At 56.3% G+C, this 18,948-nt stretch carries 14 protein-coding genes; 5 read left to right on the top strand and 9 right to left on the bottom strand.

The annotated features are described in order from the left end of the window. Nucleotides 1-192 precede the first annotated feature (192 nt). Nucleotides 193-1,500 carry a 23S rRNA (uracil(1939)-C(5))-methyltransferase RlmD gene (gene rlmD / locus EDF82_RS17115; protein WP_123756715.1) on the bottom strand — a complete coding sequence of 436 codons (1,308 nt, stop codon included), beginning with the start codon at nt 1,498-1,500 and terminating at the stop codon, nt 193-195. A gap of 169 nt (nt 1,501-1,669) precedes the next feature. Between rlmD and barA the strand changes: the two genes are divergently transcribed. Next, entirely contained in the window at nt 1,670-4,441 is a 2,772-nt protein-coding gene (gene barA / locus EDF82_RS17110) for a two-component sensor histidine kinase BarA (protein WP_123756714.1), read from the top strand. 73 nt (nt 4,442-4,514) lie between these two features. Here barA and EDF82_RS17105 read toward each other — a convergent pair whose 3' ends face one another. From EDF82_RS17105 to syd, 8 genes are all read right to left on the bottom strand, one after another. After that, entirely contained in the window at nt 4,515-5,654 is a 1,140-nt protein-coding gene (locus tag EDF82_RS17105) for a glycerate kinase (protein WP_123756713.1), read from the bottom strand. 69 nt (nt 5,655-5,723) lie between these two features. Continuing rightward, nucleotides 5,724-7,064 (bottom strand): glucarate dehydratase, encoded by a 1,341-nt coding sequence (gene gudD / locus EDF82_RS17100; RefSeq protein ID WP_123756712.1) that lies wholly within the window; start codon nt 7,062-7,064, stop codon nt 5,724-5,726. Nucleotides 7,065-7,093: 29 nt separating this feature from the next. Further along, nucleotides 7,094-8,434 carry an enolase C-terminal domain-like protein gene (locus EDF82_RS17095; RefSeq protein ID WP_123756942.1) on the bottom strand — a complete coding sequence of 447 codons (1,341 nt, stop codon included), beginning with the start codon at nt 8,432-8,434 and terminating at the stop codon, nt 7,094-7,096. Between the two features lie 2 nt (nt 8,435-8,436). Beyond that, the gene (gene gudP, locus EDF82_RS17090; RefSeq protein WP_123756711.1) at nt 8,437-9,789 is read right to left on the bottom strand and encodes a galactarate/glucarate/glycerate transporter GudP; all 1,353 of its coding nucleotides are present in this window, start codon (nt 9,787-9,789) and stop codon (nt 8,437-8,439) included. Nucleotides 9,790-10,248: 459 nt separating this feature from the next. Then, the gene (locus EDF82_RS17085) at nt 10,249-10,692 is read right to left on the bottom strand and encodes a flavodoxin (protein WP_123756710.1); all 444 of its coding nucleotides are present in this window, start codon (nt 10,690-10,692) and stop codon (nt 10,249-10,251) included. 2 nt (nt 10,693-10,694) lie between these two features. Next, nucleotides 10,695-11,489, bottom strand: a complete 795-nt coding sequence (truC, locus tag EDF82_RS17080) for a tRNA pseudouridine(65) synthase TruC (protein ID WP_123756709.1) — start codon at nt 11,487-11,489, stop codon at nt 10,695-10,697. Further along, nucleotides 11,489-11,818, bottom strand: coding sequence for a YqcC family protein (locus tag EDF82_RS17075; RefSeq protein ID WP_123756708.1), 330 nt, complete (start codon nt 11,816-11,818; stop codon nt 11,489-11,491). The genes truC and EDF82_RS17075 overlap by 1 nt, the downstream gene beginning before the upstream one ends. A gap of 850 nt (nt 11,819-12,668) precedes the next feature. After that, the gene (syd, locus tag EDF82_RS17070; RefSeq protein ID WP_123756707.1) at nt 12,669-13,214 is read right to left on the bottom strand and encodes a SecY-interacting protein; all 546 of its coding nucleotides are present in this window, start codon (nt 13,212-13,214) and stop codon (nt 12,669-12,671) included. Between the two features lie 68 nt (nt 13,215-13,282). On the opposite strand from syd, the gene queF reads away from it, so the two are divergent. From queF to EDF82_RS17050, 4 genes are all read left to right on the top strand, one after another. Next, a complete protein-coding gene (gene queF, locus EDF82_RS17065) occupies nt 13,283-14,128 on the top strand; it encodes an NADPH-dependent 7-cyano-7-deazaguanine reductase QueF (protein ID WP_123756706.1) in 846 nt (281 codons plus the stop codon). 111 nt (nt 14,129-14,239) lie between these two features. After that, nucleotides 14,240-15,607 (top strand): nucleotide 5'-monophosphate nucleosidase PpnN, encoded by a 1,368-nt coding sequence (gene ppnN, locus EDF82_RS17060; RefSeq protein WP_123756705.1) that lies wholly within the window; start codon nt 14,240-14,242, stop codon nt 15,605-15,607. 608 nt (nt 15,608-16,215) lie between these two features. Further along, nucleotides 16,216-17,505, top strand: coding sequence for an HAAAP family serine/threonine permease (locus EDF82_RS17055; protein ID WP_123756704.1), 1,290 nt, complete (start codon nt 16,216-16,218; stop codon nt 17,503-17,505). 54 nt (nt 17,506-17,559) lie between these two features. Next, entirely contained in the window at nt 17,560-18,927 is a 1,368-nt protein-coding gene (locus EDF82_RS17050; RefSeq protein WP_123756703.1) for an L-serine ammonia-lyase, read from the top strand. Nucleotides 18,928-18,948 lie beyond the last annotated feature (21 nt).

Here is an 18,948-nt window from a genome sequence, read left to right as displayed (position 1 = left end):
CCTCAATCACCGACCTGGGCCTGCGCTTGGGAACTGACTCTGTTGCCACCTCGATACGATTGGAATGATGTTATGTATACCCTTCATCCTTCAAGTTGCTTGGGTGTTGGCTGCACCCGTTCACCCCAGTCACTTACTTCTGTAAGCTCCTGGGGATTTACGGCCTTGCTGCCTACAAGCAACTCTAATTATTTAGGGTATAGGCTTTTGCTCGAACAACACCATCGATTCCAGATGCCTGGTATGCGGGAACATGTCCAGCATCGCCAGGCGTTGGATCGTATAGCCTGCCTGTAGCAGGTGTTCGCTATCACGTGCCAGCGTCGCCGGGTTACAGGAGACATAAACCACGCGACGCGGCGCGAGTTTTATAATCTGCGGTATCACCGCTGGCGCCCCGGCTCGCGCCGGATCGATCAATATTTTATCAAAACCACGCTTCGCCCACGCCTGACGGGTAACATCTTCTTCCAGATTTTCATGAAAGAATGTCACGTTGTGCAACTGGTTGAGTGCGGCATTTTCTCGCCCTTTTTCCACCAGCGCCGGAACGCCTTCAACCCCGACGACCTCAGCGGCGTGCGTCGCCAGCGGCAGCGTGAAATTACCCATGCCGCAGAACAGATCGAGCACCCGGTCCTGCGGCTGAACGTCCAGCCACGCCAGCGCGGTCTGCACCATCTGTTGATTGACGCCGTCATTCACCTGAATAAAGTCGCGCGGACTGAACATTAAGCGTAGCCCGTCTGACGTATACCATGGCGCTTCGCCACGAATATGCTCCAGTATCTCGCTTTGTGGGGCCAGATACAGGGCAAGATCATGAGTTTGCGAAAATCGTTCCAGTTTTTCTCTGTCGCCTGCCGGCAGCGCCGCCGTGTGGCGCAGGATCATCACCGGGCCATTATCCGCCAGCACCAGTTCGACATGCCCCAACTGACGCTGGGATTTCAGCCCCGTCAGGCAGGCCTGTACCGCCGGCAGCAATGCCTCAAGATCGGGCACCAAAACAGGGCATTGCACCACATCGACAATGTCGTTGGTGTTGGCCTTGCGAAAACCCATCTGTAATTGTTGGGACTTCGGCTGGTAATTCAAGCTCAGACGCGCACGCCGGCGATATCCCCACGGCGAAGCGGCTATAATATCGTCAACATCGTGTTTCATGAGTCGCGCAAGCGCGGCACGCTTACTGTGCTGCTGGAGCTCAATGCTGGCATGCTGTTGCTGGCAGCCGCCGCAAACGCCAAAATGCGGGCAGTGCGGTGCCTGACGCTGCGGGCTATCACTCAGACGGCGTTTGACCTGGGCCCGGGAGTACTGTTTTTTGTCTTCCACCAGCACAACTTCGGCCTGTTCCTGCGGCAGTAAGCCACTAACAAATAGCGCTTTACCATGGTGACGCGCAACGCCCTGGCCAAAGGGATCGAGGTCGTTTACTGTCACGGTTATGATCTGGCGCGTCGTCACACGCCGTTTTGCAGAGTAGAATTGCGCCATCGTAGAGATTTGTCTCAATCAAAATAAACCGACTCTATACACGAGTCCTTTCAAGATACGTCAGCGCGGCGGGCAGGAGTCCACGACAGCGTGTGTAAGCCCGGCACGGAGGCCAGCAACGCAGAGGCACTTGAAGGATGAAGCGTATATTCTCCCATAACGGAACCGCATGACCAACTACAGCCTACGTGCTCGCATGATGATTCTTATTCTGGCACCTACCGTACTCATTGGTTTGCTGCTCAGTATTTTCTTCGTCGCCCATCGCTATCACGACCTGCAGCGTCAGCTGGAAGACGCCGGAGCCAGCATTATTGAACCACTGGCGGTCTCCAGTGAATATGGCATGAATCTGCAAAACCGCGAGTCAATCGGCCAGCTCATTAGCGTATTGCATCGCCGCCACTCCGATATTGTGCGGGCCATTTCCATCTACGATTCGCAGAACCGCCTGTTTGTCACCTCTAACTTTCAGCTGAACCCCAGCGAACTGCGTCTGCCGAAAGGGGCGAAATTTCCCACTCAGCTCACCGCGATACGCGAGGGCGACGTGATGATTTTGCGTACCCCGATCGTCTCCGAAAGCTATTCGCCAGATGAATCACCGGGGACCGACGCCAAGATGCCCGGCAATATGCTGGGCTATGTGGCCCTCGAGCTCGATCTGAAATCGGTGCGTTTGCAGCAGTACAAAGAGATTTTTATCTCCAGCGTCATGATGCTGTTCTGCATTGGCATTGCGCTTATTTTCGGCTGGCGCCTGATGCGCGATGTCACCGGCCCGATCCGCAATATGGTGAATACCGTTGACCGAATTCGCCGTGGGCAACTGGATAGCCGCGTCGAGGGCTTTATGCTCGGCGAGCTGGATATGCTGAAAAACGGCATTAACTCGATGGCGATGTCGCTGGCGGCTTACCACGAAGAGATGCAGCACAATATCGATCAGGCGACGTCCGATCTTCGCGAAACCCTCGAACAGATGGAGATTCAGAACGTTGAGCTGGATCTGGCGAAGAAGCGCGCCCAGGAAGCCGCGCGTATCAAGTCGGAGTTCCTTGCTAATATGTCCCACGAGCTGCGAACTCCGCTCAATGGGGTGATTGGCTTCACCCGCCTGACGCTGAAAACTGACCTGAACACCATCCAGCGTGACCATCTCACCACGATTGAACGCTCGGCAAATAACCTGCTGGCGATCATCAATGACGTGCTGGACTTCTCCAAGCTGGAAGCCGGTAAGCTGATTCTGGAAAGCATTCCGTTCCTGCTGCGCAATACCTTGGATGAAGTCGTCACCCTGCTGGCGCATTCGGCCCATGATAAGGGGCTGGAGCTGACGTTAAACATCAAAAACGATGTGCCGGATAATATTATCGGTGACCCGCTGCGCCTGCAGCAAATCATCACCAATCTGGTCGGGAATGCCATCAAGTTTACCGAACATGGCAATATCGACGTGCTGGTCGAACAACGGGCGCTCAGCAACACCAGCGTGCAGATCGAGATCCAAATCCACGATACCGGCATCGGTATTCCCGAGCGTGACCAGTCCCGGCTGTTCCAGGCCTTCCGCCAGGCCGATGCCAGTATTTCCCGCCGTCACGGCGGCACCGGGCTTGGGCTGGTGATTACCCAGCGGCTGGTCAAAGAGATGGGCGGCGATATCTCCTTCCACAGCCAGCCCAATCGCGGCTCCACCTTCTGGTTCCATATCAGTCTCGACCTCAACCCGAACGCCGTTCAGGAGAGTCCGCTGACGCCGCTTCTGGCGGGCAAAACGCTGGCCTATATCGAGGCCAACGCGACGGCGGCGCAGTGTACTCTGGAACTGCTGGCCACCACGCCGCTGGAGGTGGTCTACAGCCCGACCTTCTCCGCGTTGCCGAAAGCGCACTACGATATTCTGCTGGCCGGACTCCCGGTGTCGATGCGCGATATTAGCCAACAGAAAGACAACCTGGCGAAAGCCTGCGCCATCGCCGATCATTTGCTGCTGGCGCTCCCCTGCCACGCGCAGATAAATGCCGAATCCCTGAAGCAGGATGGCGTTGCCGCCTGCCTGCTCAAACCACTGACCGCCACGCGTTTAGTGCCGGCGCTTATCGCCTCCAGCCGCACCAGAACCCCCGCCGCCCTTCCCCACACCGACAGTAATAAGCTGCCGATGACGGTCATGGCGGTGGATGATAATCCGGCAAACCTCAAGCTTATCGGCGTGCTGCTGGAGGATCTGGTGCAGCACGTGACGCTATGTGAAAGCGGCCAGCGCGCGGTGGAGCAGGCCAAAGAGATGCAGCTGGATCTGATTCTGATGGATATCCAGATGCCGGAGATGGACGGCATTCGTGCCTGCGAGCTGATTCGTCATCTTCCCCATCAGCAGCAGACGCCGGTAATCGCCGTGACCGCCCACGCCTTTGACGGGCAGAAAGAAAAGCTGATGAACGCCGGCATGAATGACTATCTGGCGAAGCCCATCGAGGAAGAGAAGTTACACAACCTGCTGCTGCGCTATCAGCCAGGAGGCCATGTCGCGCCGCCGTTAACGGCAGAGACCATCGAGCCGCCCATTGACCATAACGTGACGCTCAACTGGCAGCTGTCGCTACGCCAGGCCGCCATGAAGCCCGATCTGGCGCGAGAAATGCTGCAAATGCTGATCGCCTTTATGCCGGAGGTGCGCAATAAAGTGGAGGAGCAACTGGTGGGTGAAGAACCGGAGGGGCTGTTGGATCTGATTCATAAACTCCACGGCAGCTGTAGCTACAGCGGTGTGCCGCGGCTGAAAAAGTTGTGTCAGACCCTTGAAAGCCAGCTGCGGGCCGGAACCGCGGCAGAAGATCTGGAGCCGGAGCTGCTTGAACTGCTGGATGAGATGGATAACGTCACGCGGGAAGCCTGCAAAATGCCGGGGATCAAAACGCCGTATAACGGATAACGCGCTGCCTGTCCGGGCTACCGTCAGCCCGTGTCCCGGATAGCACGACGCTTATCCGGGTTACGGCTAAGGGTTAACGTTGCTGGCCGAGTTTCAGCACCGCGGCGACGTTTCGCGCCGTCATGCGCACATTGTCTGCCGCATTGGCCAGCGCCTCCTCGAGGGTGCACACCGAATAGATCACGCTGAATACCGCATCCAGGCCGTGCTGATGCACAACACCGACATCGGCGGTCAGGCTGCCGGCGATGGCAATCACCGGCACGTTGTAGCGCTGGGCGACCTTCGCGACCCCGACCGGCACCTTGCCGTGAATGGTCTGGCTGTCAATGCGCCCTTCACCGGTGATCACCAGGTCGGCATCGGCGACCAGCTCGGCGAGATGCAGGGCATCAGTCACGATCTCAATCCCTGGGCGTAATCGGGCACCACAGAACGCATACAACGCCGCGCCCATACCGCCGGCGGCACCGCCGCCTTCCAGCTGCAGGACATCGACGGCTAAATCGCGGTGGATAATCTGCGCGAAATGCGCCAGCGCCCGATCCAGGCGGACGATCATCTCCGCCGTCGCCCCTTTTTGCGGGCCAAATACCGCCGTCGCCCCCTCCGGGCCGGTCAGCGGGTTAGTCACATCGCAGGCAACATCAATGCGGCAATCGGCGAGACGGCTGTCCAGCCCGCTGAGGTCAATGCGCGCCAGCTGCTCCAGGGCGCCGCCCCCGGCGGCAATCTGCTGGTTATCTTGCGTCAGCAATTTGGCCCCCAGCGCCTGCACCATCCCGGCGCCGCCATCGTTGGTTGCACTGCCGCCAATGCCGATAATAATCTGCTGGACGCCCGCATCCAGCGCGTGACGGATCAGCTCCCCGGTTCCCCAGGTGGTGGTGATTAAGGGATTGCGGCTGGCCACCGGGACACTTTCCAGGCCGCTGGCCGCCGCCATTTCGATAAAGGCGCAGCGTTCATCCCCGGACAGGCCGTAAAATGCCTGCACCGGTTCCCCCAGCGGGCCGGTCACGGTCACCTGTACCAGATGCCCCTGAGTGGCGGCGACCATCGCTTCGACGGTCCCTTCGCCGCCGTCGGCAACGGGCAGTTTGACATACTCCGCGTCGGGGAAAATCTCCTGAAACCCCGCCTCTATCGCGGTCGCAACCTCCAGGGCGCTCAGACTCTCCTTGTATGAATCCGGCGCAATCACAATTTTCATACGCTGTCCTTAAATGACCAAACACCCGGTATCAATAGGTCTCCGGTTCCCGCAGGAACCGGATTTTCCTTAGCGCACCATGCACGGGCGCTTGTTATCAAACGTCCAGTTCGGGATCAGATACTGCATCGCCATGGCGTCATCGCGCGCCCCCAGCCCATGCTTTTTATACAGCTCGTTCGCCTGCATCACGCGATCCATATCCAGTTCGACGCCGAGGCCCGGCGTTGACGGCACCTGCACCATGCCCCCTTTAATTTCAAAAGGTTGCTTGGTTAAGCGCTGATTACCTTCCTGCCAGATCCAGTGGGTATCGATCGCCGTAATATTGCCTGGTGCCGCCGCGGCTACGTGGGTGAACATCGCCAGCGAAATATCGAAATGGTTGTTGGAGTGTGAGCCCCAGGTCAAACCAAATTCATGGCACATCTGCGCCACACGTACCGATCCCTGCATGGTCCAGAAATGCGGATCCGCCAGAGGAATATCCACCGATTGCAATGACAGAGTATGCCCCATCTGACGCCAGTCGGTGGCAATCATATTGGTGGCCGTCGGCAAACCGGTGGCACGACGGAACTCCGCCATCACTTCGCGACCGGAGAACCCTTGCTCTGCGCCACAAGGATCTTCAGCATACGCCAGCACGCCCTTCAGGTGTTTGCCAATCTGGATGGCTTCATCCAGCAGCCAGGCGCCGTTAGGATCCAGAGTCACCCGCGCCTGCGGGAATCGCTTCGCCAGCGCAACGATCGATTCGGCTTCTTCCTCACCCGCCAGCACGCCGCCTTTAAGTTTGAAATCGTTGAAGCCATATTTTTCGTAAGCGGCTTCCGCCAGTCGGACAACAGCATCCGGCGTCATCGCCTCTTCATGGCGCATCCGGTACCAGTCGCAACGCTCGTCGGTCTGGCTTTGATAGTCCAGCGGCGTGGCATGACGATTGCCGACAAAGAACAGGTAGCCGAGCATTTCAACTTCACTACGCTGCTGACCGTCGCCCAGCAGAGAGGCCACGTTAACGCCAAGATGCTGTCCCAGCAGATCCAGCAACGCGGCTTCAATTCCGGTCACGACGTGAATGGTGGTACGTAAATCAAATGTTTGCAAACCGCGACCGCCGGCATCCCGGTCGGCGAAGCGCTGACGCACGGCGCCCAGCACGTTTTTATATTCGCCCAGCGTCTTACCGGCCACCAGTTCAGCCGCCTCTTCCAGCGTCTGGCGGATTTTCTCGCCGCCGGGGATTTCGCCGACGCCGGTATGGCCCGAGTTGTCTTTAATAATCACAATATTACGGGTGAAATAGGGGGCGTGCGCCCCGCTAAGATTCATCAGCATGCTGTCGTGACCGGCAACCGGAATAACCTGCATGGTGGTAACGACGGGAGTAGAAAATAATGTACTCATCTTGAATCCTTTTCTTATTACGTGGCGACTTAACGGCGACCAAATACGGGACGTTTGCGATCGAATTTCCAGCCGGGGATCAGATACTGCATCGGACCCGCGTCATTACGCGCGCCTCCAGGCAGCGTCTTATAGGCTTCATGGGCTTTTTGCAGCTGGTCCCAATCCAGTTCAATACCCAGTCCTGGCGCCTGCGGTACGGCAATTTTTCCGTCAGCGATCTGCAGCGGATTCTTCGTCAGGCGGCAATCGCCTTCCTGCCAGATCCAGTGGGTATCGATGGCGGTCGGGTTACCCGGCGCGGCGGCGCCCACATGGGTAAACATCGCCAGCGAAATATCAAAGTGGTTGTTCGAGTGACAACCCCACGTCAACCCCCAGTCATCGCAGAGCTGCGCGACGCGGACCGCCCCGGAGAGGGTCCAGAAGTGCGGGTCGGCCAGTGGAATATCCACCGCGTTAAGCATCACCGCGTGACCCATTTCACGCCAGTTAGTGGCGATCATATTGGTGGCAACCGGCAGCCCGGTTGCACGACGAAACTCGGCCATTACCTCACGGCCCGAGAAGCCCTGTTCGGCGCCGCACGGGTCTTCGGCATAGGTCAGCACATCCTGCAGCCCCTTGCACAGCGCAATCGCCTCATCAAGCAGCCACGCGCCATTAGGGTCGACGGTGATACGCGCATCCGGGAAGCGCTTCTTCAGTGCACGGGCGGTGTCAATTTCCTGCTCGCCGGGCAACACGCCGCCCTTGAGCTTGAAATCCTTAAAGCCATAGCGGTCCTGCGCGGCTTCGGCAAGACGCACCACCGCGTCGCTGTTCAACGCCTCCTGATGGCGCAGGTGATACCAGTCGTGATCGCCAGGGGTATTCTCCAGATACGGCAGGTCGGTTTTGTTACGATCGCCAATGTAGAAGAGATAGCCCAGCACGGTGACCGCATCGCGCTGTTTGCCCGGCCCCAGCAGTTCGCAGACCGGAACCTGCAGCGCTTTACCGAGCAGATCCAGCAGCGCCGCTTCCAGCGCGGCCACCGCGTTCACCCGTAGCTCAAAGGTCCAGGCGCCGTTGCCAAAGCTATCGAAGTCTGAAGCCTGGTTACCTTTGTGTACCTGCTGAACCACTTTGTTCAGGCGAGCGATCTCCTGCCCGACCACCAGCGGAACGCTATCGAGCAGCGTCTGATAAATCACTTCGCCGCCCGGCGCCTCACCGATGCCGGTATTGCCGGCGCTGTCGGTCAGGACCACGATATTGCGGGTAAACCAGGCATTGTGCGCGCCGCCGATGTTCAGCAGCATGCTGTCATGGCCGGCCACCGGAATCACTTTCATGTCGGTGACGACGGGACTTGATTGTGTATTCATCATCAGCGCTCCGTAACCGGTTTGAGTTCAATACGTTTGATATCGCCTACCAGCACCAGATAGCTCAGTACGGCCACCAGCGCATGCACCCCGACGTAAATCAGCGCGCCGTTAAATGAGCCCGTTGTCCCGACGATGTAGCCAATCGCAATCGGCGTCACGATGCCGGAGATATTGCCGAACATGTTGAACAGACCGCCAGACAGGCCGCTGATCTCTTTCGGCGCGGTGTCCGCCATCACGGCCCAACCCAATGCGCCAATCCCTTTGCCGAAGAAGGCCATCGCCATGAAGCCGATAATCATCCATTCTGCGCTCACGTAGTTACAGAACACCATGACCATCGACAACAGCATGCCTAAGACAATCGGCGTTTTACGGGCAATATTGAGTGAACCGGTGCGCCGCATTAACCAGTCGGAGATGATCCCGCCCAGCACGCCCCCGGCAAAGCCGCAGATCGCCGGGATCGAGGCGACAAACCCGGCCTTCAGGATCGACATGCCGCGAGCCTGAACCAGATACACCGGGAACCAGGTGATAAAGAAGTAGGTCAACGCGTTGATGCAGTACTGGCCGATGTAGATACCAACCATCATGCGGGAACCGATCAGCTGTTTGATTTGCCCCCATTTTTCGCTCATCGGGACTTTATGGGTGCCTTTCTTCTGATCCATATTGATCAGCGCACCGCCTTCAGCAATATATTCCAGCTCTTTCTTGTTCACGCCGGGGTGCTGATTCGGCTCATGGATGACTTTCAGCCACACAAAGCTGATAACAATCCCCAGTCCGCCCATAAAGAAGAACACATGTGACCAGCCCACTTCATGGGTTAACCAGCCCATGATTGGCGCGAAGATCACGGTGGCGAAGTATTGTGCCGAGTTGAAAATCGCTACCGCCGTGCCCCTTTCCTGTGCAGGGAACCAGGCCGCGACGATTCGACTGTTGCCGGGGAATGACGGGGCTTCCGCCAGGCCGACCAGAAAACGTAGGGTAAACAGCGCGATAATTATGCCGAAGCCGCTGAAGATATCGACGAAACCCTGCAGCAGGGTAAACATCGACCAGATGAAAATGGACCAAAAGTAGACGCGTTTGGAGCCGAAGCGGTCGAGCAACCAGCCGCCGGGGATCTGACCAATAACGTAAGCCCATGAGAAGGCGGAAAAAACGTATCCCATGCCGACGGCATCGAGGCCAATATCTTTGGCCATTTCTGAACCGGCGATCGACAGCGTAGCGCGATCGCCATAGTTAAAGGACGTGACGATAAACAGCATCACCACTATCCAGTAGCGAGCATTGGTGCGTTTTTCCGCGCCGCTCGCAGCCTGACTTAATGTACTCATTGTTGCACTCCTGAATCATAGCCGATAGCTACGTTCATTCTGAACGGCACAACCTGTAGGGTAATCAGAATGACGTGTTCGTGTTTCTGTTCATTTTTGTTATGTCTGACGTACTGTTTTTTTAACTGGCTCGGAGAGTATAGAAAGAGGCCCTGGCTGGCTCACCGTGCATATACACAGCTTTCGCGGGCATTTAGAAATAGATTTGTGGCTTTTGTCTGAGAAGATGGGGGGTAGTTCACGGAAATGAAAAGCAACGGCCGCCAGCCACGCTAACTGTGAAACAATCGGCAGGAGTGTGAATTGTCTCTCTTGACCCGGTGGAAATGTCGGGGAAAAAACCAGATAAACCGCAAGGCTATCGTGCAAATGCCAGAACCACGGGCCAAACGGTGTGAACCAGCGCCGGCCGCGGCGAAAAAGCCCTCTGCGACGCAGAGGGCGCAATCTGTTATTGCGTTACTCCAGCAGGCTCGCCCACTGTTGCACCCACGGGTTGGAGACACCCTCGGGTTCCGGATCTTCGCTGGCATCGATCATCAGCATATCGCCGATCCGTTTTGCGCCCTGCTCCTGCAGCAGCGCGTCAAAGGTCTTGCCGCCGCCGCAAAAGTTGGCGTAGGTGCTATCGCCCAGCGCGATGATCCCGTAGCGCAGATGCGGCTGGTACATGTCTTTCATCCCTTCGTACAGCGGGACGATGCTGTCCGGCAGATCGCCCTGCCCGGTGGTGGATGTCACTACCAGCACATATTTGCCGCTGTAGGGTTCCCAGTCCTGGATCTCAGGATCTTCGAACACCTTCGCTTTGTGGCCCAGTCCGCTCAGAATGGCTTCTGCCTCTTCGGCGACCAGCAGCGCGTTGCCATACATCGTGCCTACAAAAATCCCGACTTCTGCCATGATTATCTCCCTGGATTGACCTCAATCTCTTCATCCTGACCGCTGTCGTCAGCAAACTCAACCCTTTCATTTAACGGCAGAAGGCCGCGCCAGCCAAACTGCGACAGCGCACGCATCCAGACCTCATCCAGGCCCGCGCGGATCACCAACGGTTCGCCGGTAAAGGGGTGGGTTAATGATAGCTGGCTGGCGTGAAGCATCAGGCGGTCTACGGCAAAATGTTCGGCGGCGCTACGATTCTGCCGGAGATCACCATGTTTGCTGTCGCCAATAATCGGATGGCGCAAATGGGAGAGATGGCGGCGCAGCTGATGTTTTCGCCCGGTTTTTGGTTCCAGCTCCACCAGGCTATAGCGCGTCGTCGGATAACGCCCGGTCGCAACCGGCATTTCGACCGTCGCCATCCCGCGATAATGGGTGACGGCCGGCTGGGGCTCTTTGTCATCGCGGGCGAATTTATCGGCGATTTTATCCAGCTCTTCCACCAGCGGGTAATCCAGGACCGCATCGTCGGTCAGCCAGCCGCGAACTACCGCGTGGTAGCGCTTTTGCATCTGGTGCAGTTCAAACTGTTGCGACAGCCGCCGTCCCGCTTCGCTGGACAGCCCCATCAGCAGGACCCCGGAGGTCGGGCGGTCGAGACGATGAGCGGTAAACACGTGCTGACCAATCTGGTCGCGGACGGTCTGCATCACCACCACTTTTTCATCGCGATCCAGCCAGCTGCGATGGACCAGCCAGCCGGAAGGTTTATTCACCGCCACCAGCCATTCGTCCTGATAGATAATTTCCAGCATCAGGCGTCGTCGCTCGTAAACAGCGTATCGAGCAGCAGCAGTTCCGCCAGGACGCGTTCACGCAGCGGATGAGTGGCATCGAGGGCCATCTCATAATAAGGGGCCACGGCGAAATTCTGCGGCAGCGGCTGTTCGCTATCGAGTAAGTTGTGCATCCGCGGGATCAGAACCCACTGAAGCCACTCCAGCGGTTCCAGGGTGTCCATACAGAACGGCTGATCGCTGGCAAAAGCCCGGCTTTCCGGCGCATTTTCTTGCCAGTGTTCTGTTTCGCGCAGCAGCGCTTCAAGGGCGTGCAAACGCTCGCGCACGCTAAGGTGAAGAGTCATGGGAAACCTCGATGAGTTGTAAACCGGACGCAGGATAGCAAATACCGCAGCGAAAACGACTGCATTATACCCAAAATAATTCGAGTTGCTTGTAGGCGGCAAGGCCGTAAATCCCCAGGAGCTTACTCAGGTAAGTGACTGGGGTGACAAATCTGTCTGGAACAGATTTAAACGCTGCGAGCAGCGGCCCTGATAAGGGTGAAGCTCATGGATGAGCCGAATAACGGGAGCAGCCAACACCCAGGCAACGTGAAGGATGAAGGGTATCGAGGCATAAAAAAGGGAGCACTGTGTTAACAGTGCTCCCGGTTCGTTTCGCAGCAATCCAGCTACATTGGTGCTCCCTGCTCGTCCATGAAAACTTTTCCTGTGGTCTCCTGACCATGTTCATCCATAAACTAGCGCATCCTGCTCTCACACCACCCCGATGTGAAATCACTTATCCCTAAGTTTGTCCCGATCTTCCTGATCCACCGTTCATAATGAGCGGCTCACGTTCTCCATCCTGGAGGTGTCCTTTACGCGTTCCTGCGTGATCCTGTGCTTCATCCTGAAGCCTGTCCTTGCAACGCCTTCCCGGCGGGTCCTGCAAGAAGTGTCATCATCCTGATGTTCACTTCTTCTCGCGACTTCCTGTCGACGTACATAGGATCACTGATTCCGCTTCGTCTTACAAGCCTTCTTGAGAGAATCTCTTAAGATTAACCCCACCCTGCGGAGCAACAAAAAAGAACAACGATTTGAATTTTATGAATTTATTACAAATCAATTGATTAAAAAATTGCGTAAATGATGACGATCTCTTACAGGTCTTGTAAGAGATCTCTCACAAACGGGTTGGTAAAATGGATTACAGAACTGGCTCAAGCTGATTAAGGAAACTCGCAAGAGAAGGAGAAAGGGTTGTCCGTTTGCGGGTGCCGAGCGTCTCTTTAAGCACTTCGCCGCTCACGTTACAGACCGAAATGACATCCAGCTCGCTGTCCAGCGTCGCAATAAACAGCGTCGGCGACAGCTTAAGCCGTTTTTGCACCAGCAGATGACCGATTAAATTCTCCTGCACGCGCTGGAAGTCATCCGGACTCCAGGTTTGCAACAGCGTCATCGTCTCGCCCGCCAGACGGGCCGTCATATCACCGGCAAACTGGGTGGTATAATAACGATGAATCGGCTGTTGTATCACAATATCAAGCGCCCGTTCAACTGCGCTGATATCGGGCTCTAAGGAAAAGCGCTGCGGCTGCCAGAACACCGCATCATCGTCCGTCGCGCTGATACAGGGAGACGGGACACCATAAAGCTCTTCGCTTCGCGGCAGGCTGGCGTACTGCTGCTGCCAGGCAGCGCAATAGCGTTGAGTAAAGGCTTGCAGCGCTTCTGCAGTTTGATGGTCCACCGGTTTCTCTCTTCACGTTAGCCAGGATACACTTGGTTGCTAGTGTACCCGCTTTCCTATGGTGAAACATGTCTTCTTACGATAATCATCAGGCGCTGGCCGGCCTGACGCTCGGTAAATCAACGGATTACCGCGATACTTATGATGCCTCCCTGCTTCAGGGCGTGCCGCGCAGCCTGAACCGCGACCCGCTGGGGCTGCATGCGGATAATCTGCCGTTTCACGGCGGTGATATCTGGACCCTGTACGAGCTCTCCTGGCTGAATGCCAAAGGGCTGCCGCAGGTCGCCGTCGGTCACGTTGAGCTGAATGACACAACCGTTAACCTGGTGGAATCGAAGAGCTTTAAGCTCTATCTCAACAGCTTTAACCAGACCCGTTTTGCCAGCTGGCAGGACGTTCAGGCAACGCTGACGCGCGATCTCAGCGCCTGCGCCCAGGGCGAGGTCACGGTGTCGCTGTATCGCCTCGACGAACTCGAAGGCCAGCCGGTGGCGCATCTGCACGGTACCTGCATCGATGAGCAGGATATCGAGATTGATAACTATGAGTTCAGCACCGACTATCTGCAGGATGCTGCGGGCGGCAAGGTCGTCGAGGAGACGCTGGTCAGCCATCTGCTCAAATCCAACTGTCTGATCACCCACCAGCCAGACTGGGGGTCGGTACAGATTCAGTATCGTGGGCCTAAAATCGACCGCGAAAAGCTGCTGCGCTATCTGGTGTCGTTCCGCCACCACAATGAATTCCACGAGCAGTGCGTCGAGCGAATTTTTAACGACCTCCTGCGTTTCTGCCAGCCGGAATCCCTTTCCGTCTATGCCCGCTATACCCGCCGCGGGGGGCTGGATATTAACCCGTGGCGCAGCAACGGCGAATTTGTGCCGGCCATCGGCCGCCTCGCCCGTCAGTAGTAAACATTTTCACAATTTGCGTGCGTTAACGCGTGCGCAAGGTTGTGGAAACGTCACCGGCAAGGCTATTGTAATCTCAGGAAGACGATAATCGTCCTGTAAGGAGTTCACTTGATTACACATGTTAGCCCGCTTGGTTCAATGGATATGCTGTCACAGCTGGAAGTGGATATGCTTAAACGCACCGCCAGCAGTGACCTCTATCAACTCTTTCGTAACTGCTCGCTTGCTGTACTCAATTCGGGGAGCCTGACCGATAACAGCAAGGAGCTACTGTCTCGTTTTGAAAACTTCGATATTAACGTCCTGCGCCGCGAACGCGGTGTGAAGCTGGAATTGATCAACCCGCCGGAAGAGGCCTTCGTTGACGGGCGGATTATTCGCTCCCTGCAGGCCAACCTGTTTGCCGTGCTGCGCGATATCCTGTTCGTCTACGGACAAATCCACAACACCGTGCGCTTCCCGAATCTCGATCTCGAAAGCTCGGTACATATCACCAACCTGGTGTTTTCGATTCTACGTAACGCCCGCGCCCTGCACGTCGGCGAAGCGCCGAACATGATTGTCTGCTGGGGCGGCCACTCTATTAACGAAAACGAATATCTGTACGCCCGTCGCGTCGGCACCCAGCTTGGTCTGCGTGAGCTGAACATCTGCACCGGTTGTGGCCCGGGCGCCATGGAAGCACCGATGAAAGGCGCCGCGGTCGGCCATGCTCAGCAGCGTTATAAAGACAGCCGCTTTATCGGGATGACCGAGCCGTCAATTATTGCCGCCGAGCCGCCAAACCCGCTGGTGAACGAGCTGATCATCATGCCGGATATCGAAAAGCGTCTGGAAGCGTTCGTGCGCATCGCCCACGGCATTATCATCTTCCCGGGCGGCGTGGGGACGGCAGAAGAGCTGCTCTATCTGCTGGGTATTTTAATGCACCCGGCGAACCAGTCGCAGGTGCTGCCGCTGATCCTGACCGGACCAAAAGAGAGCGCTGACTATTTCCGCGTGCTGGATGAATTCATCGTGCACACGTTGGGTGAATCGGCCCGTCGCCACTACCGCATTATCGTTGACGATGCCGCAGAGGTGGCGCGGCAGATGAAGAAAGCGATGCCGCTGGTGAAAGAGAACCGCCGCGAGACCGGGGATGCCTACAGCTTCAACTGGTCGATCCGTATTACTCCTGACCTGCAAATGCCGTTCGATCCAACGCATGAAAACATGGCCAACCTCAAGCTCTACCCGGACCAACCGGTAGAAGTGCTGGCGGCGGACCTCCGTCGTGCGTTTTCCGGCATCGTGGCCGGCAACGTCAAAGAGGTGGGTATTCAGGCGATTGAGAAGTTCGGTCCTTACAAGCTGCACGGCGATCCGGAGATCATGCGTCGGATGGACGAACTGCTGCAGGGCTTCGTCGCCCAGCATCGTATGAAGCTGCCAGGCGGCAGTGCCTATATTCCTTGCTATGAAATCGGCTCCTGACAGATAAGCTGTCACTCTGCCATACCGGGTTACGACGCGCGATGCCGTAACCCGCTTTTCCTGCCCTGGTTCTCCCCTTGTTCTCCCCTTGTTCTCCCCTTGTTCTCCCCTGTGCTCTCTTTTGCACTCCTTCACTTTCCCCTGCGTGTTCCCTTGCCTTTCCTCGGCGCGACTTTCCGAATGATTCAATTATTTTAAGAATCGTTTGTTCTGTTTTTACAAAGCCAATCGTTTGCGTTTCCATAAACAGCGATAAATATCACTAATAAAAATGCATTTAAGCGTGAAAACATCGTCTGCATCTCATTTTTACAGCAAAAACCTCGTTATTACGCCCAACTCCTTTTATCTCATATCCTGTAAATGATAGCCTTCGCGCCACAAATATCTGGCTGATCACCAGAAACAGACTGTTGAACTAAAAACACCCATATAGAAAGTGGATTATTGCAATTGGGATCGCGATCACTGATGCATTTACCAGATAAATGTATCTTCCCGCCCCACTTGTTACGGAGAAAATCATTAAAAAACCGTAAACAAACGAATTTAGTATTACTTAATTGATTTTAATCATTATATTTGGTCGCTTCCTCCAGGAGAAACAGATGGAAACCACTCAAACCAGCACTATCGTTACGGGTGAAACCCGCAGCGGATGGCGCAAAACAGACACCATGTGGATGCTGGGCCTGTACGGCACGGCAATCGGAGCGGGCGTGTTGTTCCTGCCGATTAATGCCGGTGTCGGCGGTATGATCCCCCTGATTATCATGGCAATCCTTGCCTTCCCGATGACCTATTTCGCTCACCGCGGAATGACCCGTTTTGTGCTTTCCGGTAAAAATCCGGGCGAAGACATCACTGAAGTGGTTGAAGAGCACTTTGGCGTTGGCGCAGGTAAGCTGATTACGCTGCTCTATTTCTTCGCCATCTACCCGATTCTGTTGGTGTATAGCGTGGCGATCACCAATACCGTCGAGAGCTTTATGACGCACCAGCTGCAGATGACGGCACCGCCGCGTGCGATCCTCTCGCTGATTCTGATCGTGGGTATGATGACCATCGTGCGTTTCGGCGAGCAGATGATTGTTAAAGCGATGAGTATTCTGGTCTTCCCGTTTGTTGTCGCCCTGATGATTCTGGCACTGTACCTGATCCCGCAGTGGAACGGCGCAGCACTGGAAACCCTCTCCCTGAGCAGCGCCTCCGCCACCGGTAACGGCCTGTGGATGACGTTGTGGCTGGCTATTCCGGTGATGGTGTTCTCCTTTAACCACTCACCGATCATCTCCTCCTTCGCCGTGGCGAAGCGTGAAGAGTACGGCGACGGCGCAGAGAAGAAATGCTCCAGCATCCTGGCTCGCGCCCACGTCATGATGGTGATCACCGTGATGTTCTTCGTCTTCAGCTGCGTACTGAGCCTGTCTCCGGCAGACCTGGCGGCGGCCAAAGATCAGAACATCTCGATTCTCTCATACCTGGCGAACCACTTTAACGCACCGCTGATTGCCTGGATGGCGCCGATCATTGCGATGATTGCCATCACCAAATCCTTCCTCGGCCACTATCTGGGTGCACGCGAAGGCTTTAACGGCATGGTGATTAAGTCCCTGCGCGGTAAAGGCAAAAGCATCGAAATCAACAAACTGAACAAAATCACAGCGCTGTTCATGCTGGTTACCACCTGGATTGTGGCGACCCTGAACCCAAGCATTCTCGGCATGATCGAAACCCTCGGCGGCCCGATTATCGCGATGATTCTGTTCCTGATGCCGATGTACGCCATTCAGAAAGTCCCGGCCATGCGCAAATACAGCGGCCACATCAGCAACGTCTTCGTTGTGATTATGGGTCTGATTGCCATCTCCGCTATTTTCTACTCTCTGTTCAGCTAATCCCCCTTCGCGCCGCCAGCTGGCGGCGCGCTTCCCGACAGTACTGGATGCATCATGATCAGCGTATTCGATATTTTTAAAATCGGCATTGGCCCGTCCAGCTCCCATACCGTTGGACCGATGAAAGCGGGCAAACAATTCACCGACGACCTCATCGCACGTGGGCTGCTTGCCGACGTCAGCAAAGTTGTTGTCGACGTTTACGGCTCGCTTTCCCTGACCGGTAAAGGCCACCACACCGACATCGCCATTATTATGGGCCTTGCGGGCAACCTGCCAGACAGCGTCGATATCGACGCCATCCCGGCGTTTATTCAGGACGTCAACACCCACGGGCGTCTGATGCTGGCAAACGGCCAGCATGAAGTCGACTTCCCGGTTGACCAGTGCATGAATTTCCATGCCGACAACCTGTCGCTGCACGAAAACGGTATGCGCATCACCGCCCTGAACGGCGACAAGGTGCTCTACACGCAAACCTACTACTCCATTGGCGGCGGTTTTATCGTCGATGAGCAACACTTCGGCCAGACCAATGAAGCCCCGGCCGTGGTGCCTTACCCATACAAAAATGCCGCAGACCTGCAACGACACTGCCGTGAAAGTGGGCTTTCGCTATCCGGCCTGATGATGCAAAACGAACTGGCATTGCACAGCAAAGCCCAACTGGAACAGCACTTCGAAGCGGTGTGGGAAGTGATGAGCGGCGGTATTGAACGCGGCATTACCACCGAAGGCGTTCTGCCAGGCAGATTGCGGGTACCGCGCCGCGCCGCCGCCCTGCGCCGGATGCTGGTCAGCCAGGACAATACCAACAGCGACCCGATGGCGGTTGTTGACTGGATTAATATGTTTGCTCTGGCGGTTAACGAAGAAAATGCGGCCGGTGGTCGCGTGGTCACGGCACCGACCAACGGCGCCTGTGGGATCGTCCCGGCGGTACTCGCCTATTACGACAAGTTAATCCGTAAGGTGAACGCCAACTCGCTGGCCCGCTACCTGCTGGTCACCAGCGCTATCGGCTCACTGTATAAGATGAACGCCTCTATTTCCGGCGCCGAAGTAGGCTGCCAGGGCGAAGTCGGCGTGGCTTGTTCAATGGCCGCCGCCGGTCTGGCGGAGCTGTTGGGCGGAAGTCCGGGCCAGGTGTGTATCGCCGCTGAAATCGGCATGGAACACAATCTGGGTCTGACCTGCGATCCGGTAGCCGGCCAGGTGCAGGTTCCCTGCATCGAGCGTAATGCTATCGCCGCCGTTAAAGCGGTAAACGCCGCGCGGATGGCGCTTCGCCGCACCAGCGAGCCGCGCGTCTGCCTCGATAAAGTGATCGAAACCATGTACGAAACGGGCAAAGATATGAACGCCAAATACCGCGAAACCTCGCGCGGTGGTCTGGCAATGAAAATCGTCGCCTGCGATTAATCAGCACAAAAAAACGCCCTG

It is taken from the genome of Klebsiella sp. BIGb0399 (assembly GCF_003752615.1).
Lineage (GTDB): Bacteria > Pseudomonadota > Gammaproteobacteria > Enterobacterales > Enterobacteriaceae > Klebsiella > Klebsiella lignicola.
The sequence above is the reverse complement of the archived record's forward strand: the minus strand, read 5'-3'. Positions and strand labels throughout refer to the sequence as shown.